Genomic DNA, 20,712 nt, shown 5'->3' with positions numbered 1-20,712 from the left:
ACTGGAATTTTCCATTTATGATCCCGCGATCGGGACGAGGAGAGTTCCATGAAGGCATCGAAGTTCACCGAGGCGCAGATCGCGTTCGTTTTGAAGCAGGCTGAGGGTGGCGTGCCGATCGCGGAGGTCTGTCGGAAGGCCGGCATTTCGGACGCGACGTTCTATAACTGGCGCAAGAAGTACGCCGGGCTGATGCCGTCGGAGATGAAGCGGCTGCGGCAGCTTGAGGAAGAAAACGCGAAGCTGAAGCGGATCGTGGCGGACCTGTCGCTTGACAAGGCCATGCTGCAGGATGTGCTCTCAAAAAAGCTCCGAGGCCTGCACGCAAACGCGAGCTCGTGGACAAGCTGCGAGGTGAGTGGAAGGTCTCGACGCGGCGCGCCTGCTCGGCACTGCGGATCGACCGCTCGCTCTACGTCTACAAGTCGAAGCGGGGCGCGCAGGCCGAGCTGACGCATCGGATCAAAGAGATCTGCGAGACGCGTGTGCGATATGGCTATCGCCGCGTGCATATCCTGCTGCAGCGGGATGGCTGGGCGGTGAACCCGAAGCGGATCTATCGCCTTTACAAGGAGTTGGGCCTGCAATTGCGCAACAAGGTGCCCAGGCGCCGGGTCAAGGCGAAGCTGCGCGAGGACCGTCAACCGGCGACGCAGACGAACGAGACCTGGGCGATGGATTTTGTCCACGACCAGCTCGCGACGGGCCGCAAGATCAGGGTCCTGACCGTGGTCGACATCTTCTCCCGGTTCTCGCCGGCCGTAGATCCGCGCTTCAGTTATCGCGGCGAGGACGTCGTCGTGACGCTTGAGCGGATCTGCGGCGGCATGGGCTACCCCCGGAGCATCCGCGTCGACCAGGGCTCGGAGTTCGTCAGCCGCGACCTCGATCTCTGGGCCTATCAGAAGGGCGTCGTGCTCGACTTCTCGAGGCCGGGCAAACCGACTGACAACAGCTTCATCGAGTCCTTCAACGGCAAGTTCCGGGCCGAGTGCCTGAACACGCACTGGTTCATGAGCCTTGACGACGCCCGGGCAAAAATGGAGGCTTGGCGTAGAGACTACAACGAGGTCCGGCCACACAGCGCCATCGGCAACAAGCCGCCGATATCGCTGATGAACGGCTCTCCGGCGCCCCCGCCGGCATGAGCCCTAACCCCGGACGATTCCAGCTCGCGCTGGCCCAAAATCGGGGAGCACGTCAGACCGAAGCGACGACTTTTCTCTCCCGGATGGGTTTCTGGGGCTGGTTCGGCGCCGTCGCCTCGGCGTCGGGTGCGATCCTGCCGGCCATCCGCATCGTCGCCGGGATCGTGAGGAGCACCGCCGATTTCGCCGGGAAGCTCGACACCCTGACGAAGGACAGATTGAAGGATGTGCTTGCGCGGGAAACCGAGCTGAAAGAGGCGGCCGCCGAAGCCAAGGCCCGACGCGATGCCATGGAGCGCGCGCAGCAGGCGCTCACCCGCTACGTCGATGCCGATGGCGCAGCCAGCCCGCCGCGCCTCCTGCACTACATCATCGAGGACGATCCCGAGACCAAGGCCGTGGGCGCGCAGATCGGCCTGATCAGCCGGGCGAGACGTCTGTTCCAGTCAGTCGAGGAGGTGGTCAAGGAAGAGCGCCGCAAGCGCAAGGCCGGGGAGGCGAACGATGGCGCCGTTCCCGATCGCATCGTGCTCTACATCGACGATCTCGACCGCTGCACGCATGAGCAGGTCTACGACGTGCTGCAGGCGATCCATCTGTTGCTCGCCTTCCAGCTCTTCGTCGTCATCGTCGGGGTCGATGTCCGGTGGGTCGAGGAGGCGGTGGCCCGCCAGTTCGTCGTGCCTGTCGAGAATCTTCCCGACAGCGCCACGCCGGAGGATCGGGACAAGGCACGGCAGAGCGCTGAAGTCGCCCGCCGCAAACGGGCGATCGACTATCTCGAAAAGATCTTCCAATTGCCGTTCTGGCTCCGCCCCCTCGCGACGGAGGGCGAGCATGCGAGCTACGCGACCTATGTCCGCGGCTTGCTGGACGCCAACCGCGAAGAGCCCCACGTCTCGATGCGACGAGATGACGAGGAAACGGACGAGGCTCGCGGGGATGAGACCCACGACGACCGACGGGCCGAAGCGGCCCGTGCTCCCGGTCGGGACAGGCAGGGCCCGAGCGCCGAGGTCGACGCCGAGGCGCTGGATCTGGCGCTCGCGACCGTCAAGCTGACCCAGGCCGAGATCGACTTCCTCGCCAGCCCCGAGATCGGCGCGCTGGCCGCCAAGAGCCCGCGCGCGGTCAAGCGGATGATCAATGTCTACCGGATCGTGCGTGCGCGCCTGGACGGGGCCGAGCTGGCGGCGTTCCTCGGCACCGGCGACCCGCCGCCGGACTGGCCGATCGCGGCATTCCTCGCCGCGGTGGAATGTGGGCAACCGGTGGAGGTGGCGGATGATCTCTATCTCGGCCTCAAGGGCGTCGAACCCCATCGAACCCTCGCCGAGATTGCGGACAATGACGCCGAGCCCTTTGCCCCCCTCGACGATGAAGGGTTCGCCGACCATCGGCCTTACGAAGCGCTGGAACGGGTGAGGCGGTCATGCCACGCCCTTTGGGCCATCAGCGCAGGGATCAGCGAGATGCGCGGCGGTAGGACGGCAACCTGCGGCGACATGCTCGCGATGGCCCGGATTGTCCGCCGTTATTCCTTCAATCGCTATCACTGACTCTCGATCTGGAGCGGACCGCACCGTGTCCGGAGCGGCCGCGATTGCGCCGTCGCGCCTCCGCTGGATAATGCCGCCTCTGACATGCGGGCGAGGCTGATCGGATATGACGCGAAACCCGGGCGACGCCCCCATCGAGCTGCGCCTCGCCAACGGCGCCCAGCTCTTCAACACGCTCGATCCCTTCCCCTTCAGCGAGGGCGACATCTCGGCCGATGCCGAGCGCTACATCGTCGAATGGGCACAGGAGCTGCCGAAGGACGCTCCCATCGCCATCACCATCCACCTGCCGGCGCCGGAGGCTGCGAGCCCGCCCCGGCCCCGATCTCGCGACCGCACTGACGGGCTGGTTTGCAGCCAAGGCCCGGTCCGAGGGACACGCCTTGCGCGAGCATTTCCGCGACGGGCGGCGCGCCTTCCTGATCGGCTTTGTCGGGCTGGCCCTTTGCCTCGGCATAAGCTTCGCACTGACCAAGGTCTTCGATGGGCCCTTCGCCCGCATCGTGCAGGAGAGCCTCGTCATCATCGGCTGGGTGGTGATCTGGCGCCCGGCCGAGATGTTCCTCTACGACTGGCTGCCGCTGCTGCGGCGAAAGCGGCTCTACAGGCGCCTGGCGGAGGCGCGGGTCTCCGTGAAGACGGCGCCGCCCCGCAGCGCTTGAACGAACCCGGGGAGCGACCGTAAGGCAGGTCACGCCTGAACACCGAACACTGTATGCAGCATATCTTGAAGGGCCGCCGGAATGCGGTCTAATCTCTCTGCAGGACCAGCCGGACCAATCCGGCGGCCATCCCTGGGGAGGGACCATGAAGATCATCGTCAAGGCTGCGCTTGGCGCGGCCGCCTTGCTGTTGACCGCCGGCCCGTCCTGGGCCTTCCCGGATCGTCCCGTCCAGCTGATCGTGCCCTGGGCCGCTGGCGGCGGCATGGATGCGGTCATGCGCATCTTCGGTGCCGGGCTGGAGGCCGAACTGAAGCAGCCGGTCAACATCGTCAACCGCACGGGCGGCGGCGGCATCACCGGCCATAGCGCCCTCGCAACCGCCACGGCGGATGGCTACACCATCGGCGGCATCAGCCCCGAGATCGCCTTCTTCAAGACGCTCGGCATGGGCGATCTGACGGTCGACAGCGTCGATTCCTTCTCGCGCGTCTCGCTGATCCCGGCCGGCGTCACCGTCAAGGCCGACAGCCCGATCAAGACCATCGCCGACTATCTCAAGGCGGTGAAGGAAGCGCCAAAGGGTTCCTTCATGGCCTCGGGAACCGGCGTCGGCGGCTCCTGGCACATCGCCTCGGGTGGGTTGCTGAAAGCTGCCGGCATGACGCCGGACATGGTGAAATGGGTGCCCAGCAATGGCGGCGCGCCTGCGCTGAACGACCTCGTGGCTGGCGGCATCAGCGTCTTCACCGGCTCGCCGATCGAGGCCAAGGCGATGCTGGAGGCCGGTCGCGTGCGCACCATCCTGCTGATGACCGAGGAGCGGCACCCCAACTTCCCGGACGTGCCGAGCGCCAAGGAGGCGGGTCTCGACTGGACCTACCAGAACTGGTTCGCGCTGGCCGCGCCCAAGGGCGTTCCGGCCGACCGCCGCAAGATCCTGTTCGAGGCCGCCGAGCGCACGATGCAGCGGCCCGAGGTGCGCAAGGCCATGGCCGATCGCGGCATCACCCCGGTCTGGGACAAGCCCGGCGAATTCTCGGCCTATGTGAAGACCTTCACCGAGCGCGCCAACACCATCCTGCGCGAACTCGGCCTCGCCAAGGAGTGATCCGCGGCGGGCGGGCGGAGCCGCGTTTCACAAACGCGACAACGCCCGCCCTTCGGCTTTCCCTCGGCCCGCGGCATGCATCAGACTGCAGGAACGCGAAGGGAGGAGGAGACGAATGCGACGGCCCACTCTGTCGGATATGGCCCTGCGCCTCGGCGTGATCGCCTGGCTCGCCCTGTGGATCGCTCCCCAGCCGGCCAGGGCCCAGTCGGACGAGCCCGGCTGCCGGCCGGACATGGCCTCGCTGCGGCTGCCGGTCCATCGCGCCAATCTGACGCTCGCCAATCTCGGCAAGGACGAGGCCCGCATCACCTTCGTCGGCCACGCCACCTTCCTGATCGAGACCCCGGCCGGCGTGAAGATCGCGACCGACTACAACGACTATGTTCGGCCGCAGGTGACGCCCGACGTCGCCACGATGAACAAGGCCCATTCCACGCATTACTCGCGAAACCCCGACCCTGGCATCAAGCAGCTGTTGCCGGGCTGGGACCCGACCGGCCGCGGCGCCGCCAAGCACGACGTGACCGTGTCCGATCTGCGCGTGCGTAACGTGGCCACCAACATCCGCTCCTATTCGGGCTCGACCGATTTCGACGGCAATTCGATCTTCGTCTTCGAGATCGGCGAGCTCTGCATCGCCCATCTCGGCCATCTGCATCATCCGCTTGAGCCCGGCCATCTGCGCGCGCTCGGCCGCGTCGACGTCGTGCTGTTCCCGGTCGACGGCAGCTATACGCTCGACCAGGAGGGCATGCTCGAGGTGCTGAAATCGCTGCAGGCGCGGGTGATGATCCCGATGCACTTCTTCGGCGGCGGCACGCTCAGCCGCTTCCTCGCCCGTTCGCAGGACAACTGGCCGATCGAGCGGCGCGAGCAGCCGGTCCTGACCGTCAGCAAGGCCGGGCTTCCCGCGCGGCCCACCATGATCGTCTTGCCCGGGAACTGAGCGCGGACGTTCCCGCAGGCGCGAGACCGCAGGCGCCAAAGATCACATGGCGCCGAGATCGTCGGGCACGTTGCCGTGGATCTTGCCGGGGGTCTTCGGCTTGGTCAGCGGCGTCGGCACCGGCGCATTGCCACGGATCAGGCTGACGCCGGCATGGATGTCGCTGGCAACCTGGAGATCGAGGCGCTCCGCATCGCGGCGGCGGACATCCTCGGCGATCTCGGCCGCCTCCTGCTCGGACACGCCCATGCCCAGCAGCACCGCCGTGCCGAAGGCCATGGCGGATTCGAAGGTCTCGCGGATCTGGTACTCGACCCCCGCGCGGATCAGGTCCATCGCATGGCCGCGGTCATAGGCGCGCACGAACAGCTTGGCGTGCGGGAACGCCTCCTGCGCGACGGCGACGATGCGGTTGCTGGTTTCCCGATTGTCGACGCAGACGAGGATGACCTCGGCCCGCTCGGCGCCGGAGGCATGCAGGATCTCGGGGCGCGTGCCGTCGCCGTAATGCACCTTGAAGCCGAAGCCGGCCGCCGCCTGGATCAGCTCGACATCGACCTCGATGATCGAGACGCTGAAGCCGCGTGCGAGCAAGGCCTGCGAGGCAACCTGGCCGAAGCGGCCGAAACCGATGATCAGCGCACGGCCGTTCAACCCCTCCGCGAGGTCGACCCCATCGAGCGAGGTCTCTTCCGGTGGCAGGAAGCGGTCGAGCGCGATGACCAGCAGCGGCGTCAGCGCCATCGACAGGATCACCGTCGCGCTCACCACGGCATTGGTCTGGGCGTTGAAGATGCTGGCCGAGGCCGCCGCTGCGTAGAGCACGAAGGCGAATTCGCCGCCCTGCGAGAACAGCGCGACCCGGGTCACCGCCTCCCGCGTCCGCGAGCCCGAGACCTTGGCGACGATGAAGATGCCAAGCGCCTTGACGCTCATGAAGGCGATCACGGCAAAACCGATCAGCACCCAGTTGCGGGCGATCACGCCGAGGTCGAGCGACATGCCCACCGCGAGGAAGAACAGCCCGAGCAGAATGCCGCGGAACGGCTCGATATCGGCCTCGAGCTGGTGCCGGAAGCTCGATTCCGACAGCAGCACACCGGCGAGGAAGGCGCCCATCGCCATCGAGAGCCCGCTCAGCTGCATCGTCAGCGCCGAGCCGAGCACGACCAGCAGCGCGGCGGCCGTCATCACCTCCCGCGCATGGGCCAGCGCCAGCAAACGGAACATCGGGTTGAGCAGGTAGCGGCCGGCGACGACGAGCCCCGCCACGGCCGCCGCCGCGATGCCGACCGAGAGCCAGCCGCTGCCCTGCGACGCCGAGGCCGGCGCGAGCAACGCCACCACCGCCAGCAGCGGCACGATCGCGAGATCCTCCAGCAGCAGGATCGAGACTGCCTGCTGCCCCTGTGGCGTCGAGGTCTCGCCGCGCTCGTTCAGCATCTGCATGACGACGGCGGTGGAGGACAGGACGAAGCCCATGCCGGCGATGAAGGCCGCCGGCAGCGGCAGCCCATAGGTATAGCCGACGCCGGTCAAAAGCGTGCCGCAGAGCGCGACCTGCGCCACGCCGAGGCCAAAGATCTCGCGCCGCAGGTTCCACAGCCGCGAGGGCTGCATCTCCAGGCCGATGATGAAGAGGAACATCACCACGCCGAGTTCTGCGACGTGCAGCACGGATTCGGGGTTCGGGAACAGGCCGACGCCATAGGGGCCGATCGCGAGGCCGGCGGTGAAATAGCCCAGCACCGAGCCGAGCCCGAGCCTCCGGAACAGCGGCACGGCAACCACGCCGGCGCCGAGCAGGCTCACGACCTTGATGAGATCGCCGGTCAGACCCTCCGCCGCCATCTACCCGCCCTCCCAGAACGACGCCGTCCGCCCGGCGCAACCGGGCTCAGTTAGGTGCGCTGCAGCGACAAGGCAAATGCCGGGCCGCCTGCTCACGCAGCCGTGCGCGTCGGCCGCCCCTCGATCGGATAGGCGGGATCGCTGTAACCCGGCGTCGAGGGATGGCCCGCCGGCACCAGACCGTCGATCAGCGCCTCGTCCTCGGGCGTGAAAGTAATGTCGAGCGCCGCCAGATAGGCCTGCCACTGCTCGAGCGTGCGGGGGCCGGCGATGGCGGCCGTGAGGAAGCGGTTGTTCAGCACCCAGCCGACGGCGAACTGGATCGAGGTCATGCCGCGCGCCTCGGCATGCTGCTTGATCGTCTGCGCGATCACGAGGCTCTCCTCGCGCCATTCCGTCTGCAGGATGCGCTTGTCGCCGCGGGCGGCGCGCGTGCCCTGCTGCGGCGCCTCGCCGGGCGCGTATTTCCCCGTCAGCACGCCCCGCGCCAACGGCGAATAGGAGGCGACGCCGAGCCCGTAAAAGCCGCAGGCCGGCAGGTGTTCGACCTCCGGCATCCGGTTCATCGCGTTGTAATAGGGCTGGCTGACGACCGGCCGGTCGATCCCGAGTTCGTCGCAGAGGCGGCAGATCTCGGCGACCCGCCAGGAGCGGTAGTTCGACACGCCGAAATGCCGGATCTTGCCCTGCTGCACGAGATCGCCGATCGCCCGGACGGTCTCGTCGAGCGGCGTCGCGTGGTCTTCCTTGTGCAGGTAGTAGATGTCGATGAAATCGGTGCCGAGCCGGCGCAGGCTGTCGTCGCAGGCCTGGATCACCCATTTGCGCGAGAGACCGGCACGGTTGGGGCCGGCGCCCATCGGGTTGGCGACCTTGGTTGCCAGTACCCAGTCATGCCGGTGCGCCGCGATGGCGCGCCCCGTGATCTCCTCCGAGCGCCCATCGCTATAGGCGTCGGCCGTGTCGATGAAGTTGATGCCGGCCTCGCGGGCATGATCGACGATGGCGCGCGAGCCGACCTCGTCGGTGGCGCCGCCGAACATCATCGTGCCCAGGCAGATCGGCGAAACCTTCAGGCCGGACCGGCCGAGCTGGCGGTATTCCATCGAAAGCGCTCCCTTGCATCGCCGCTTCACCGACGGGCGGCTCAGCTCGCGGCCAGCCTGCCCCAGCCTCGCCCGTCACGCCAGCACCCTGCGTGCAGCCGCCCCCTGCGAGACACGCGCCTGCAGTTGGGCCGGCGGCCGGAGCGACCGGTCAAGTGCAAGGAAATGCTTAACCTTTCGTGCCACGCTCCCCCTCGACCCGATGGCTGGAGCCGATGAACCTCGCCACCCTCGCCCAGAGCCAGTCGCTGGCCACGCTGCTGCAGGCGCTCGCGCCCGCCTCCGGCCTCGTCGCGGGCCGGACGGTGGAAGCACGCCTGATCGCGCTGGCGGGCGACGGCACGGCGACGGCGCAACTCGGCCAGGAGACCTTCTCGCTCGTCCTCTCCGGCCCGGTCGCCAGACAGGCCACGCTGCAACCCGGAGCGACGCTCGTCCTGAAGCTCGACGCGGGTCCGGCGAGCAGCGGCGCCCCTGCTGCCCTCCAGGCGACACTGGTCGAGGTCCGCCCGCCCCCCGCAGCGGGGCCGCAAGCCGCGCCTGCGCCCCTCCCGACCGCCCGCGGCGAGGCACCGGCGGGAACCACGCCCTCCCCAACCGCTCCCTCGCCCGCCCTCCAGCCGGCGGCGACCGCAACACAAGCCGCGCCAGGCGTGGCGGTGCCAGCGCCTGCCAGCGGCCGCACCACGACACCAGCGGCGCCATCACCGGGCGGCCAGGCTCCGATCACGGCGCAGGGTCTGTCCCCTCGACCCACTCTCCCGGGGCCAGCCGCGTCATCGCCCCTCGCCGACCCGCCGGCCGTCGCGCCGGCGATGTCGCCCCGCGCGCAGGCCGGCCCGCTGCTCGGCCCGGCGCTGGCGCGGCAGGACAGTCTGGCGCCGCTGCTCGCCAATATGCGCGCCCTGTCGGAGGGCACGGTCTCCCTCGCCTTGCCCCGCCCGCTGCTGAGCCTTATCGACCGCGTGCTTGCCCAGGCGCTGCCCATCGACCGCCGCCCCGTGACGGCCCAGACGCTGAAGGCCGCGACGCAAGGCTCCGGCCTGTTCCTCGAGGCGAGGCAGGCGCAAGGCCGCCCCTCACCGGCCCAAGGCGACCTCAAGGCCGGTCTCCAGACCTTGCGCGACAGCCTGACGCCACTGGTCGAGGCGCTGTCGCCGCCCGAGGCCGCGCGCCCTGCCGCGACGGGCAGGGCCATGGCGGCCGATCTTCTGCCCCTGCCGACGACGGATGGCGCCACCAAGCCGCCGCCGCCGCGCCGCGACGGCCCCCTCGTGCCCCAGCCCGTCGCCGAGGCCAGCCTCGCATCCGGCGACCAGCCGCTCACGGTCGTCCGCACCCTGCTGGAGCAGACCGAGTCGGCGCTGGACCGCATCACGCTCTCCCAGTACGCCTCGCTGCCGGCGGAAGGCCCGCGCGCGGAGGCAGCGCAGACGCAGCGCTGGATGACCGAACTGCCGCTCGCGCTCCAGCAGGGCGCAACCATGCTGCCGCTTCAGATCGAGAAGGAACCGCCGCGCCGGGAAGCCGAGACGGGCGCGGGCCCGCTCTGGCGCGTTCGCTTTGCGCTCGACGTCGAGCCGCTCGGGCCGCTCCAGGGCGTCGTCACCCTGCAGGGCCGCAGCGTCGGCATCACGCTCTGGGCCGAGCGCGAGGACACCAGCCGCGTGCTGCGCGGGGCCGCGCCGGGTTTGGAGGCTGCACTCGCCGAGGCCCGCTTCGAGAACCGCGCCATCGACATCCACACCGGCCAGCCGCGCGTCGCCCAGCCCACCGCCGGCCAGTTCCTGGACCGCCTGTCATGACCACGCCTCCGCGCCCGCGCATCGCCGTCGCGCTCGAATATGATGGGCAGAGCGCGCCGCGCGTCACCGCCAAGGGCCGCGGCGAGCTGGCCGAGCGCATCGTCGAGACCGGGCGCGAGCATGGCGTCGCAGTCGAGGAGAATGCGGTGCTGGCCCAGGCGCTCTCGGCGGTCGAACTCGACGACCAGATCCCCGAGGAGCTCTACCGCGCCACGGCGCAGGTCATCGCCTTCGTGCTTTCTCTGCGCGGCGAGCTCGGCCGGCACCGGCGCGAGGGCGGCACGATTTGACCTCCGGAATCGTCGTCAGGCGCATCAAGGCGGCCGACTACCCCGCCTATGCCGCGGCCTTCGCTGCGCTCGCCACCCGCTCGCGGGAGCCGAACCCGCATATGTCGCCAGCAGCAGTGGCGGCGGCCCGCATCCTGCTGCCGGAAGACCGCATCGTCATCCTTGCCGCCTGGCTGAGCGAGGCGCTGGGCTCCGAGCGGCTGACCGGGCTCTGGGCGCTGCGCCGGCAGCGCGACTGGCGCACCGGCTTTGTGCCGGCCCTCACCGCCCCTCTGCTGCCGCTCTACGAGGTGTCCTCCCTGCCGGTTCTGGACGCCGACCATGGCGAGGACGCTATGCAGGCGATGCTGCGCCATCTCCTGGCTGCGAGTGATCTTCCCCCCACCCTGGCATTGCCGCTGCTGCCGCTGGAAGGCCCCGGCTTCGCGGCGCTGCAGGAAGCCTGCCGCGCCACCGGCAGCCGCCTCTCCACCAGCGAGCGCTGGCAGCGGCCGATGATGCTGCCGCAGCCCGGCGACGATGCCGAGCGCTATCTGCGCCGCTCTCTGGGCCAGAGTTACAAGAAACGGATGCAGCAGTTCCGCGCGGTCGGCCGCCATGGCGAGCTGACCTTCCGCAGGCTGCGGGGCGCCGCAGCGCGCGAGGCGTTGCCGCAGTTCCTGGCTTTGGAGGCCTCGGGCTGGAAAGGCGCCGCCGGCACGGCGATCGCCCGGCTGCCGCAGGCGCAGGCCTATTTCGACAGCCTCGCCACGCAATTTGCCGCCAGCGACGCCCTCCAGCTCGACATGCTGCTGCTCGACGGCAACCCTCTGGCGATGGGCCTTCTGATCGAGAGCGCCGGCACCCGGCATTTCCTCAAAATCGCCTATGACGAGGCGCAGGCGCGCCATTCCCCGGGCCGGGCCTTGACCATCGCCATGCTGCAGGCGGATTTCGCCGGCACGCCGCCCGCCATCTTCGACAGCGGCGCGGGCGACGGGGTCGATGCCGGGACCTATGTCTGGGGCGAGCGACGGGCGATGGGCAATGCCGTGATCCGTCTCGGTCAGTCGGCGCCGGGGCTGCCGGAAGCGGCCGCCCGCCTGCGTCAGGACCTGCGGGGTCTGCGCGCCCGTCTGCACCGGGTGCGGGCGAAAACGGTGGCGTGAGACGCCGCGATCGGCCACATCTGCGCCCGACCAGAGCGGAGGGCAGGACATGGACGGCGGCATCAGGATCGGCATCGTCACGGTTTCGGACCGCGCCTCGGCCGGCATCTACGAGGACGAGGGCGGCCCCGCCATCAAGGCCTATTTCGAGACGGCACTGACCTCGCCCTGGACGCCCGTCGCCCGCGTCATCCCTGACGACCGCGCCTTGATCGCGAAGACACTGATCGAGTTGGCCGACACGGACGGCTGCTGCCTGATCGTGACCACCGGTGGGACGGGACCAGCGCCGCGCGACGTCACGCCCGAGGCCACGGAGGACGTCGTCGAGAAGCCGATGCCGGGCTTCGGCGAGCTGATGCGGCAGGTCAGCCTCGCCAAGGTGCCGACCGCGATCCTCTCCCGCCAGACCGCCGGCATCCGGGGCCGCTGCCTGATCGTCAACCTGCCGGGCCGCCCGCGTGCCATCGCCGAATGCCTCGACGCGGTGATGCCGGCGATCCCCTACTGCATCGACCTGATCGAGGGCCCCTATCTGGAGACCGACCCGGCGGTGATCGTCGCCTTCCGTCCCGGCCAGAAGCCAAAGGCCTGAACGCCACCGCCCCGCCAGAGCCGTGCCTGCGCGCAGGGCCTGCATGCAGGGACGAGGGTGCAAAGCACGTCGCGATCCGCCATCATCCGTCGAGAGCGCCGCTCACGGTGCCGATGACACGCCGGCCGAACAGAGCCGGCTTCGGGAGGATGACGATGAAACGCCGCGACATGCTCGCCGGCCTCGCCGCGACGTCGGCCGGGGCCCTTCTGACCAGGCCATCGCGCGCCCAGGCGCCCTGGCCCTCACGCCCGATCAACATGGTCGTGCCCTTTCCGCCGGGCGGGCAGGCCGATCTCGCCGCGCGGCCGATTGCGCAGGCGCTGGAGAAGCTGCTGAAGACCGCCGTCGTGGTCGACAATCGCGGTGGGGCCGGCGGCGCGCTCGGCAACGCAGCCGTCGCCCGGGCCGAGCCGGATGGCTACACGCTGCTGATGACGCTCTCCTCGCTGGCGGTGCTGCCGGAATCGTCGCGCCTCTTTGCCCGTGCGCCGTCCTACGAGGTCTCTCAGCTCGCCCCCGTGGCCCGCGTGCTGGCGGACCCGACGCTGCTCGCGGTGCCCGCCGCTTCGCCCTGGAAGACGCTGAAGGACTTCGCCGAGGACGCGAAGGCGCGGCCCGGCGCGATTCCCTATGGCTCGTCGGGCTCCTACGGCACGCTGCATGTCGCGATGGAGATGTTCGCGGCGTCCGCGGGCCTCAAGCTGTTGCACGTGCCCTATCGCGGCGCCGGCCCCGCCTTGACGGATCTGCTCTCCGGCCAGATCCAGGCTCTGGCCTCGGCGCCGGGCGTCCTGAAGCCGCATGTCGACTCCGGCGCGCTGCGCGTGCTCGCGAACTGGGGCGCGGCCCGTGTGCCGAGCTTCCCCGACCTGCCGACCTTCAAGGAACTCGGCTATGCCGACGTCGAGTTCTATATCTGGGCCGGGCTGTTCACGCCGCGCAACCTGCCAGAGCCCGTCGCGACCCGCATCCGCGAGGCGATGCGCACCGCCATGGCGGATCCGGAGGTGCTGCAGATCTTCGAGAAAGCCGGCAGCCCGCCAGCCTATCAGGACACGCCGGATTTCGCGCGGTTCGTCGAGGCCGACAGTGCCCGCCTGATTGAGGCGACGCGCAGGATCGGCAAGGTCGAGTAGCCGTCCTCAGCCCCCGCGCTGTGCCAGCCACTCGGCATAGGTGCCGCGCGTCAGGTCGAAGCGGTCGTTCTGGCGCGCATAGCCGTCGCCGAACATCCGCCCGACCGGCTTGTAGTCATCGAGGCTGACGCGCAGCGTCGCGGGATCGACGAGGCCCTCGCGGGCATGGATGCGCACGACCTCGCCGATCAGCATCTCGCGCGTTGGCGAGAACACCAGCGACATGGTCTTGCGGCATTCAAGCGCGAAGGGCGCTTCGGCGATATGCGGCACGCCGACCGAGACGCCGGGCTTGAGCGACAGGCCCGCCGCGTCGATCTCGCTGACCTCGGGCGGGAAATCGACCGCGCAGATGTTCATCGCCTCGGCCATCCCCTCATCGACCAAGTTGACGACGAACTCGCCGGCCCCGGCGATGTTGCGCGTCGTGTCCTTGGGGTTGTTGCCGGGGCGGTGCTGCAGGCCGAGCACGATCAGGGCTGGGTCCTCGGAGAAGACGTTGAAGAAGCTGAAGGGCGCGGCGTTGACCACACCGTCCGGCGACAGACTGGTCACGAGCGCGATCGGGCGCGGGGTCACGCTGGCGCAGAGCAGCTTGTAGCGGTCACGCGGGGCGAGGTCGGAAATGGCGACGGTGAAGGCGCTCATCGGTTCACTCCGGCTCGACCACGCCGACTTGGCCGGTGATCGGCCCGTAATGCTCGATCCGCCGGTGCATCTTGAAATCGAAGATCGTCTGCTTGCCGAAGCGGGTGTCATCGAGATCGCAGGCGTGGACGATGAGGCCGTCGGCCTCGCCCTCTAGCTCGGCGACGATCTCGCCATCGGGGTTCACGATCAGTGTGCCGCCCATCAGATGGTGGCCGTCCTCGCTGCCGGCCTTGGCGACCGCGACGACCCAGCAGGAGTTCTGGTAGGCGCCCGCCTGCACCGACAGGCGATGGTGGAACAGGCGCTGCGCCATGCCCTCCTTCGCCTTGTGCCCGTTGACGGAGGGGGTGTTGAAGCCGAGCACGATCATCTCGACGCCCTGCAACCCCATCACGCGATAGGTCTCGGGCCAGCGACGGTCATTGCAGATGCACATGCCCATCAGCCCGCCCATCGTCCGCCAGACCGGGAAGCCGAGATCGCCGGGCTCGAAATAGCGCTTTTCGAGATGCTGATGCGCCCGCGTTGTGTCGTACTCGACATGCCCCGGCAGGTGGATCTTGCGGTACTTGCCGACGATGGCGCCGCTCTTGTCGACCAGGATCGAGCTGTTGAAGTGCTGCCCCTCCGGCGTCAGTTCGGCATAGCCGAAGCTCATGCCCATGCCGTGCGCGCGGGCCCGGTCGAACAGCGGCTGCACCGCAGGATTGGGCATGGCCGCCTCGAACCAGGCATCCGCCTCGGCACGATCCTCATGATACCAGCGCGGGAAGAAGGTCGTCAGCGCGAGTTCGGGATAGACGATGAGGTCCGCGCCCTTCGCCTTGGCCTCATCCATCAGCGCGAGCATGCGCGCGACGACCTGCTCGCGCGTCTCGGCCTTCTGGATCGGCCCGAGCTGGGCGGCGGCGACGGTCACGATGCGGGACATGGGAAACCTCGGCGGCAGGCGGGGGCGACGACGCGGCTTAGCGAAATCGGTGCCAGCCGCCTATCCCACGCCCATGTCCGCAGCGCTCGCCCCGCCTGCGCCGTCAGCCTGCCTGGAGTTCCTGGCCGATCGCCCGCACCAGCTGCGGCCCGATCGGATCGGTGATCGAGGAGTACCCGCCGAGCAACTCGCCGGAGCGGCCGACGAGGTATTTGTGGAAGTTCCAGCGCGGCGTCTCGGTCGGACGCTGCGCCGCCGCCCAGCGATAGAAGGGATGCGCCTCGGGGCCCTTCACTGCGGTTTTCTCGGCGAAGGCGTAGGTCGCGCCATGAGCCTGCCGCGCGGCCTCGGCAATGGCAGCGCCCTCCAGAGGCTCCTGCCCGCCGAAATCATTGCTCGGCACAGCGATCAGCATCAGGCCGCGCGAGCGGTAGCGCTGCCAGAGTTGCTCCAGCGAGGCGAACTGCCCCGCGAAGCCGCAATTCGTCGCGGTGTTGACGATGAGAACCGGCCGGCCGCGATAATCGGCCAGCGACATCCGGCCGCCGCCGGCCTTGGCAAAACTCAGGGACGAGGCGGAGGACACGGCCTGGGCCGCCGCGCCACCTGCTGCAGCGGGCAGGGCGCAAGCCCCGGCCAGCCATCCCAGAACCTCTCGACGCCGCAAGGTCATGACATGATCCCTCCTGGCTGGCGGGCGGCCTCGACCACCCGGCATTGCAGATCATGCCCTATACGACGCCGACTCCAAAACGGATGTGCCCCGCGGCCTCTCGGCCCGGAGCACATGCCATCGCGAATCGACTGGCTTCAGATGCGGCCGGGCGAACCGGCCCATCCCGATCAGGAGCTGAGCGCCAGCACCTTTTTCACGCGCACCTCGAGGTCGCGCAGCTCATAGGGCTTTACGACATAATGGTCCGCGCCGTTCGACGTCGCCTCGTCCATCTTGTCGACGGAGCGTTCCGACGTCGCCATGATGATCTTGATCTGGTTCAGCTCGGGCACGGAACGGATGGCGCGCAGCAGGTCGATGCCGCTCATGCCGTCCATGTTCCAGTCGAGAAGCAGCAGATCATAGCGCTTCGTCTGCATCTTCATCAGCGCTTCGCGCGCGTTCTCGGCCTCGTCGATGTCCTGAAACTCGATCTGCTTCAGGAAATACGTCGCGAGGCCGCGCATGCTCTTCTGGTCGTCGACCACGAGGATCCTGTACTCGCTTCTCGCCTTCATCACGATCTCCTTACGCGGACCGCAGATGCGACCGCTCGCCGAGCAGGTTGCTGACGGCAGCACCGATCTGGTCGAGCGCCACAACCCGGTCGGCGGCACCGATCTCGAATGCCGCTTTCGGCATCCCGTTTACCACACAGGTTTCCCCACTTTGGATTAACGTCTCCGCGCCCGATTTTCGCATGGCTAACAAACCATCAGCGCCGTCGCGGCCCATGCCCGTCAGCAGGATGCCGATCGCATGCTGGCCGATGCTGCGCGCGACCGAGTGGAACATCACATCCACGGAGGGCGAATGCCCGCTCACCAGCGGCCCTTCGCGCAGCACGCAGACGAACTCGCCGCGGCGCTCCTCGATTTCGAGATGGCGCGGCCCGCCGGGCGCGACCACGGCCATGCCGGGCTTGAGCTTGTCGCCGTCGCTCGCCTCGCGGACATCGAGCCCGGTGGCGGTGGCGAGCCGGGCGGCGAACTTCGCCGTATAGCCCGGTGGCATGTGCTGGACGACCGCGATCGGCAGGCGCAGATGCGCCAGATCGCGCATCACAACCTGTACCGCCGGCACGCCGCCGGTCGAGGCGCCGATGGCGATGAAGGAGGCCTTGCCGCCGACCCGGGCCGGCTCGCGCGTGGCGGCCACCCGGACGGGCGCGCTCTCGCGCCGCGAAGCGAACATGCGGCGGCTCGCCGAGGCACGCTGGAGTGCCCCCACCAGATGCTTCATGAAGCCTTCGAGCGTATGCGTCGTGCCGTCGGGCTTCTCGATGAAGTCGATCGCGCCCAGTTCGAGCGCCTGGATCGTGTTGTCCGCGCCGGGCCCACCGAAGGCGGAGACGATCAGCACGGGCAGCGGGTCCTGCTTGAGGACGCGCGCCAGCAGCTTGAGGCCGTGGCGGCCGGGCAGCTCCAGATCGAGCGTCACCACGTCCGGGCGCAGCTCCTGGATCTTGTCCCAGCCTTCCTCGGCGCTGCCGGCAACGCCGATCACCTTGAAGCCGGGCGCCCCGTCGATGATCTGCGTCATCAGCTTCTGCATCAGGACGGAATCGTCCACGACGAGAACCTTGACCGGGCTGGCGGCTGAAGCGGTACCGATCGACATCACCAGACCTCCACTTCACCCGCCACGGGCTGCGTCTTGAGCCGGTTGAGATACGCGACTTCCTGCTGATGCTCGGGATCGCGCGCCGTCGACTGGACGTGCTGGACCCAGGCCCGGCCCGTCGAGGGCTGGTAGTGGATGCGCCGCGAGCGCGTTCCGCCGACATCCTTCGAGACGACCGGGATGCCCTCGCGGTGGAGGAACTCGGTGACGAAGGCGATGTTGCCGTCACCGATCGCCAGCATCGTCGCCCCGGACAGAACGCGGGCGCCGCCGAAGACCTTCGCCTCCAGATTGCCGCGTCGCGCGCCGCGCTTCAACAGCCCGTTGATCAGGACCTCCATCGCCGTGTCGCCATAGCGCTCGCCGGCGCTGGCGTCGGAGGCGCCGTTGTTCTTCGGCAGCAGGAAATGGTTGAGCCCGCCGACGCCCGCCTGCGGATCGCGCATGCAGACGGACACGCAGGAACCCAGCACCGTCGCCACGATCTCGTCCTTGGCGGCGGTAATCTCATGTTCGCCCGGCGCGACCGTGATGATGGTCGCCTCGAAGCGGGGATCGAAATAGCGGCGGGAGGAACGCGCGACGCTCATGGCAGTCTCTCATAGATCGTGCGGCCGATCAGCCGGAGTTGGGGGTGGGGCTGGGGCAGCGATTCGGAGTGGCCGAGATAGAGAAACCCGCCCGGCGCGAGCAGCGTGACGAAGCGGTCCAGGATGGAGGCCTTGGTCTGCGTATCGAAATAGATGAAGACGTTGCGGCAGAAGATCACGTCGAAGGGGCCGCTCATCGGCCAGCGCTCGATCAGGTTGAGCCGCTTGAAGGCGATCATCCGGCGCAGATCATCGCTGATGCGCGCCTCGCCGCGGCCGGAATTCTCCAGCTTGAGCAGCGGCTTCACATCCGAGGGCAGCCGGTCGAACTGGTCCGGCGAATAGATCGCGGCCTCCGCCTTGGCCAGGATGTCGGTGTCGATATCGGTCGCCAGGATCTTGAAGTCGACGTCGCTGCGGTTGCCGAGCACGTCGCGCGACACGGCGGCTATGCTGTAGGGCTCCTCGCCGGAGGACGCCGCCGAGCACCAGATCCGGATGCGGCCCCGACGCCCGCTGCGCTCCTGCACCAGCCGCGGCAGCACATCCTTGCGCAGATGGTCGAAATGGTGCCGCTCGCGGAAGAACGAGGTGTGGTTCGTGGTGACCGCGTTGATCAGCTCGGGGATCTCGTCGGCCGCCTGCGGCGTCTTGAGATAGGCGCAGTATTCCGCGACCGAGTGCAGGCCGAGCGCCTTGACCCGACGCGCCAGGCGGCCGCGCGTCATTGCCTCCTTGTGCTCGCGGATGACGATCCCGGCATGCTCGTAGACGAGCTTGGAGATGAAGCCCATGTCGTCGCGCGTCAGCGTGACGTCGGTCATTTGCGGTTGGGCCAACGCGGTACTCGATCTCGACATGGAACTAGAACTCCGCCCAATCATCGGCGCGTCCGCCGCCGGCGACACGCCGGCGTGGCTCCTGCCAGGTTTTCGTTGCCGGCTCCTGCCGACGCGTCTCATTGGTCTTCAGCGCGGGCCGCACCGGCGCGGCCGGCCTCGCCGCGCGCGGCGGCTCGACCGGTGTGCGAGGGGCAGCAGCCACGGGCAGCGCCGCCGCCGCGCTCTCCGCACGGAAGAAGGAGACCAGCCGCCGCAGCGTCGCGATCTCGCTCATCAGTTCCGTGGCGGAGCTGGCGCTCTGCTCGGCCAGCGCCGAATTCTGCTGTGTCGTCTCGTCCATCTGCGCGACGGCGCGGTTCATTTCCTCGATGCCATGCGCCTGCTCGGCCGCAGCCTGCGAGATCTCGACGATGGTGGTGGAGACCTTGCCGGTTGCCGTGACGATCCGCTCCAGCGCCTCGCCGGTCGAGCGGACGAAGCGCACGCCCTCCCCGACCTGCTCGTTGGAGCTGACGATCAGCCCCTTGATGTCCTTGGCCGCCTGGCCGGAGCGCTGCGCCAGCGCACGCACCTCCGACGCCACGACGGCGAAACCGCGCCCGGCATCGCCGGCCCGCGCGGCCTCGACCGCGGCGTTCAGCGCCAGGAGATTGGTCTGGAAGGCAATGTCGTCGATCACCGAGACGATCTCGGAGATCCGTTCCGAGGAGCTCTCGATCCGCTCGATCGCCCCCACCGCCCGGGACACCACGTCCTTGCCGTCCTGCGCGACGCCCATCGCCTCGTTGGCGAGATCGGTCGCCTGGCGCGAACGTCCGGCGCTGTGCTTCACCGAGGCGGCGAGCTGCTCGGTCGTGGCGGCGGTTTCCTCGAGATTGGCCGCGGTCTGCTCGGTCCGCTCGGCGAGATCGCCGGCGCCGCTGTCGATCTCGGCGGCGGCGCGCGCGACATGGCCCGCGGTGCCCTGGATGGTCGCAACCGTTTCCTCGAGATGCGCCAGAGCGGCATTGAGGTCGGATTTCAGCTCGTCGAGCCGGCCGCGATAGCTTCCCCGCATGCGGCGCGTCAGATCGCCTTCCGCCAGCCCGCCGACGACCGCGGCGAACTCGCCGACGGCGCTTTCGACGACGGCATTGATCTGGTTCATCCCCTCGGCAATGCGCTGCAGGGCGTCCGATTTGCCCGCAACCGGCACGCGGCGCGAGAAATCGCCCTCGACCGCGGCGGCCACCATGTCGGCGACCTCGGCGGCGGCTGCGAGCTCGTCGGTCGTTTCGACCCATTCCACCGCGGTGCCGAGGCGGCGCCCGTCGGCGTGGCTCACCGGGGTCAGCGCAAGCGAAACCGTCCGGCGCCCGAGCGCGAAGCGGATGGGCTGCTGCGACGCGGTCTGGACACCGGCGCGCGCCTGCACGCTCTCCATCACCCGCCCGAGCATGTCCTTGGCCGAGCAGCCCGGAAACGCGATGCGGAAATCTTCCTGGGCCTCGCCGAAGAAGCGCAGCAGTGCGGCATTCACATAGACGACGCGGCCTTCGCCGTCGCAGACCATCATGCTGGTACGGCAGCCGTCGAGCGCGGCGCGCAGACGTGCCGATTCATCGCCGGCGTCCTGCATCGTCTTCAGACCGCGGGCGAGATCGCCGATCGCATCGGTCCGGTCGAGATGAGGAGCCGTGACGCTCTCGCCGGCGGCGGCACGCAAGACGGCCTCGCGCAAGCTCCGGAGCGGATGCTGGATGCGGCGGGAAGCGACCCAGGTCGAGGCACCGACGGCACAGAGCCCCGCCGCGCCGAGCCCGAGCAGGGAAACTGCGTCCAGATGCCCGAGGGCGGCCTGATAGCCGAGGCCCCCGGCCGCTCCGCCAGCCACGAGGGCGGCGGCAGCGACGAGGAGCGGGGTCTCGAAACCCGTTCGTGTGGATGGACCGAGGGCGCTGCCCATTGATGATGTCGTTTCTTGTTCGGCCCGCGCTTCCTGCAACGCCACTCCTCGG

General features: G+C 68.8%; 20 protein-coding genes. 10 read left to right on the top strand and 10 right to left on the bottom strand.

The window, feature by feature from the left end:
* The first annotated feature begins 48 nt into the window (after nucleotides 1-48).
* The 5 genes from ABIE41_RS12390 (at nucleotide 49) to ABIE41_RS12370 (ending at nucleotide 5,429) form a co-directional block, all read left to right on the top strand.
* A protein-coding gene (locus tag ABIE41_RS12390; RefSeq protein WP_354191872.1) for an IS3 family transposase occupies nucleotides 49-1,148 on the top strand; the annotation gives its coding sequence in 2 pieces (ribosomal slippage) (nucleotides 49-301 and nucleotides 301-1,148; 1,101 coding nt in all).
* Nucleotides 1,145-2,707, top strand: a complete 1,563-nt coding sequence (locus ABIE41_RS12385; RefSeq protein WP_354192095.1) for a P-loop NTPase fold protein — start codon at nucleotides 1,145-1,147, stop codon at nucleotides 2,705-2,707. The genes ABIE41_RS12390 and ABIE41_RS12385 overlap by 4 nt, the downstream gene beginning before the upstream one ends.
* Before the next feature lie 383 nt (nucleotides 2,708-3,090).
* Complete coding sequence (locus tag ABIE41_RS12380; protein WP_354192093.1) at nucleotides 3,091-3,369, top strand: hypothetical protein; 279 nt, start codon at nucleotides 3,091-3,093, stop codon at nucleotides 3,367-3,369.
* Between the two features lie 145 nt (nucleotides 3,370-3,514).
* On the top strand, nucleotides 3,515-4,480 hold the full coding sequence (locus ABIE41_RS12375) for a Bug family tripartite tricarboxylate transporter substrate binding protein (RefSeq protein ID WP_192644739.1): 966 nt from the start codon (nucleotides 3,515-3,517) through the stop codon (nucleotides 4,478-4,480).
* Between the two features lie 115 nt (nucleotides 4,481-4,595).
* Complete coding sequence (locus ABIE41_RS12370; protein WP_192644738.1) at nucleotides 4,596-5,429, top strand: MBL fold metallo-hydrolase; 834 nt, start codon at nucleotides 4,596-4,598, stop codon at nucleotides 5,427-5,429.
* A 42-nt stretch (nucleotides 5,430-5,471) separates the two neighbouring features.
* Here the strand turns inward: ABIE41_RS12370 and ABIE41_RS12365 are convergent, their stop codons facing one another.
* Together ABIE41_RS12365 and ABIE41_RS12360 are read right to left on the bottom strand one after the other, a co-directional pair.
* Entirely contained in the window at nucleotides 5,472-7,280 is a 1,809-nt protein-coding gene (locus tag ABIE41_RS12365; protein WP_192644737.1) for a monovalent cation:proton antiporter-2 (CPA2) family protein, read from the bottom strand.
* 92 nt (nucleotides 7,281-7,372) lie between these two features.
* A complete protein-coding gene (locus tag ABIE41_RS12360) occupies nucleotides 7,373-8,386 on the bottom strand; it encodes an aldo/keto reductase (protein ID WP_192644736.1) in 1,014 nt (337 codons plus the stop codon).
* Nucleotides 8,387-8,601: 215 nt separating this feature from the next.
* Here ABIE41_RS12360 and fliK point away from each other — a divergent pair, with 215 nt between their 5' ends.
* The 5 genes from fliK (at nucleotide 8,602) to ABIE41_RS12335 (ending at nucleotide 13,363) form a co-directional block, all read left to right on the top strand.
* Nucleotides 8,602-10,191, top strand: coding sequence for a flagellar hook-length control protein FliK (fliK, locus tag ABIE41_RS12355; RefSeq protein ID WP_192644735.1), 1,590 nt, complete (start codon nucleotides 8,602-8,604; stop codon nucleotides 10,189-10,191).
* The gene (locus tag ABIE41_RS12350; protein WP_192644734.1) at nucleotides 10,188-10,481 is read left to right on the top strand and encodes an EscU/YscU/HrcU family type III secretion system export apparatus switch protein; all 294 of its coding nucleotides are present in this window, start codon (nucleotides 10,188-10,190) and stop codon (nucleotides 10,479-10,481) included. Before fliK ends, ABIE41_RS12350 begins: the two co-directional genes overlap by 4 nt.
* Nucleotides 10,478-11,629, top strand: a complete 1,152-nt coding sequence (locus ABIE41_RS12345) for a GNAT family N-acetyltransferase (RefSeq protein WP_192644733.1) — start codon at nucleotides 10,478-10,480, stop codon at nucleotides 11,627-11,629. The genes ABIE41_RS12350 and ABIE41_RS12345 overlap by 4 nt, the downstream gene beginning before the upstream one ends.
* 49 nt (nucleotides 11,630-11,678) lie before the next feature.
* Nucleotides 11,679-12,224 (top strand): molybdopterin adenylyltransferase, encoded by a 546-nt coding sequence (mog, locus tag ABIE41_RS12340; RefSeq protein ID WP_192644732.1) that lies wholly within the window; start codon nucleotides 11,679-11,681, stop codon nucleotides 12,222-12,224.
* A gap of 155 nt (nucleotides 12,225-12,379) precedes the next feature.
* Nucleotides 12,380-13,363: a Bug family tripartite tricarboxylate transporter substrate binding protein gene (locus tag ABIE41_RS12335; RefSeq protein WP_192644731.1), complete on the top strand. Its 984-nt coding sequence runs from the start codon at nucleotides 12,380-12,382 to the stop codon at nucleotides 13,361-13,363.
* A 6-nt stretch (nucleotides 13,364-13,369) separates the two neighbouring features.
* Here ABIE41_RS12335 and ABIE41_RS12330 read toward each other — a convergent pair whose 3' ends face one another.
* The 8 genes from ABIE41_RS12330 to ABIE41_RS12295 form a co-directional block, all read right to left on the bottom strand.
* Nucleotides 13,370-14,011 (bottom strand): flavin reductase family protein, encoded by a 642-nt coding sequence (locus tag ABIE41_RS12330; protein ID WP_192644730.1) that lies wholly within the window; start codon nucleotides 14,009-14,011, stop codon nucleotides 13,370-13,372.
* 4 nt (nucleotides 14,012-14,015) lie between these two features.
* Nucleotides 14,016-14,945 (bottom strand): N-carbamoyl-D-amino-acid hydrolase, encoded by a 930-nt coding sequence (locus ABIE41_RS12325; protein WP_192644729.1) that lies wholly within the window; start codon nucleotides 14,943-14,945, stop codon nucleotides 14,016-14,018.
* Nucleotides 14,946-15,048: 103 nt separating this feature from the next.
* A complete protein-coding gene (locus ABIE41_RS12320; RefSeq protein ID WP_192644728.1) occupies nucleotides 15,049-15,618 on the bottom strand; it encodes a glutathione peroxidase in 570 nt (189 codons plus the stop codon).
* 170 nt (nucleotides 15,619-15,788) lie between these two features.
* The gene (locus ABIE41_RS12315) at nucleotides 15,789-16,178 is read right to left on the bottom strand and encodes a response regulator (protein WP_069055903.1); all 390 of its coding nucleotides are present in this window, start codon (nucleotides 16,176-16,178) and stop codon (nucleotides 15,789-15,791) included.
* A 10-nt stretch (nucleotides 16,179-16,188) separates the two neighbouring features.
* Nucleotides 16,189-17,280, bottom strand: a complete 1,092-nt coding sequence (gene cheB / locus ABIE41_RS12310) for a chemotaxis-specific protein-glutamate methyltransferase CheB (protein ID WP_192644727.1) — start codon at nucleotides 17,278-17,280, stop codon at nucleotides 16,189-16,191.
* On the bottom strand, nucleotides 17,280-17,873 hold the full coding sequence (locus ABIE41_RS12305) for a chemoreceptor glutamine deamidase CheD (protein WP_192644726.1): 594 nt from the start codon (nucleotides 17,871-17,873) through the stop codon (nucleotides 17,280-17,282). The genes cheB and ABIE41_RS12305 overlap by 1 nt, the downstream gene beginning before the upstream one ends.
* Nucleotides 17,870-18,697 (bottom strand): CheR family methyltransferase, encoded by an 828-nt coding sequence (locus ABIE41_RS12300; RefSeq protein ID WP_192644725.1) that lies wholly within the window; start codon nucleotides 18,695-18,697, stop codon nucleotides 17,870-17,872. The genes ABIE41_RS12305 and ABIE41_RS12300 overlap by 4 nt, the downstream gene beginning before the upstream one ends.
* A gap of 40 nt (nucleotides 18,698-18,737) precedes the next feature.
* Nucleotides 18,738-20,660 carry a methyl-accepting chemotaxis protein gene (locus ABIE41_RS12295; protein WP_192644724.1) on the bottom strand — a complete coding sequence of 641 codons (1,923 nt, stop codon included), beginning with the start codon at nucleotides 20,658-20,660 and terminating at the stop codon, nucleotides 18,738-18,740.
* Nucleotides 20,661-20,712: the final 52 nt, after the last annotated feature.

The organism is Bosea sp. OAE506 (assembly GCF_040546595.1).
GTDB lineage: Bacteria > Pseudomonadota > Alphaproteobacteria > Rhizobiales > Beijerinckiaceae > Allobosea.
Note: the sequence above shows the minus strand (reverse complement) of the source record. Positions and strands in the feature narration are given on the sequence as shown.

What these genes read in the sequence shown, in the direction of transcription:
- ABIE41_RS12370 (WP_192644738.1), top strand. Translation starts at nt 4,596, where the DNA reads ATGCGACGGCCCACTCTGTCGGATATGGCCCTGCGCCTCGGCGTGATC.
- ABIE41_RS12295 (WP_192644724.1), bottom strand. Translation starts at nt 20,660, where the DNA reads ATGGGCAGCGCCCTCGGTCCATCCACACGAACGGGTTTCGAGACCCCG.
- ABIE41_RS12385 (WP_354192095.1), top strand. Translation starts at nt 1,145, where the DNA reads ATGAGCCCTAACCCCGGACGATTCCAGCTCGCGCTGGCCCAAAATCGG.
- ABIE41_RS12375 (WP_192644739.1), top strand. Translation starts at nt 3,515, where the DNA reads ATGAAGATCATCGTCAAGGCTGCGCTTGGCGCGGCCGCCTTGCTGTTG.
- ABIE41_RS12320 (WP_192644728.1), bottom strand. Translation starts at nt 15,618, where the DNA reads ATGACCTTGCGGCGTCGAGAGGTTCTGGGATGGCTGGCCGGGGCTTGC.
- ABIE41_RS12365 (WP_192644737.1), bottom strand. Translation starts at nt 7,280, where the DNA reads ATGGCGGCGGAGGGTCTGACCGGCGATCTCATCAAGGTCGTGAGCCTG.
- ABIE41_RS12335 (WP_192644731.1), top strand. Translation starts at nt 12,380, where the DNA reads ATGAAACGCCGCGACATGCTCGCCGGCCTCGCCGCGACGTCGGCCGGG.
- mog (WP_192644732.1), top strand. Translation starts at nt 11,679, where the DNA reads ATGGACGGCGGCATCAGGATCGGCATCGTCACGGTTTCGGACCGCGCC.
- fliK (WP_192644735.1), top strand. Translation starts at nt 8,602, where the DNA reads ATGAACCTCGCCACCCTCGCCCAGAGCCAGTCGCTGGCCACGCTGCTG.
- ABIE41_RS12360 (WP_192644736.1), bottom strand. Translation starts at nt 8,386, where the DNA reads ATGGAATACCGCCAGCTCGGCCGGTCCGGCCTGAAGGTTTCGCCGATC.
- ABIE41_RS12315 (WP_069055903.1), bottom strand. Translation starts at nt 16,178, where the DNA reads ATGAAGGCGAGAAGCGAGTACAGGATCCTCGTGGTCGACGACCAGAAG.
- ABIE41_RS12305 (WP_192644726.1), bottom strand. Translation starts at nt 17,873, where the DNA reads ATGAGCGTCGCGCGTTCCTCCCGCCGCTATTTCGATCCCCGCTTCGAG.
- ABIE41_RS12325 (WP_192644729.1), bottom strand. Translation starts at nt 14,945, where the DNA reads ATGTCCCGCATCGTGACCGTCGCCGCCGCCCAGCTCGGGCCGATCCAG.
- ABIE41_RS12350 (WP_192644734.1), top strand. Translation starts at nt 10,188, where the DNA reads ATGACCACGCCTCCGCGCCCGCGCATCGCCGTCGCGCTCGAATATGAT.
- cheB (WP_192644727.1), bottom strand. Translation starts at nt 17,280, where the DNA reads ATGTCGATCGGTACCGCTTCAGCCGCCAGCCCGGTCAAGGTTCTCGTC.
- ABIE41_RS12300 (WP_192644725.1), bottom strand. Translation starts at nt 18,697, where the DNA reads ATGACCGACGTCACGCTGACGCGCGACGACATGGGCTTCATCTCCAAG.
- ABIE41_RS12330 (WP_192644730.1), bottom strand. Translation starts at nt 14,011, where the DNA reads ATGAGCGCCTTCACCGTCGCCATTTCCGACCTCGCCCCGCGTGACCGC.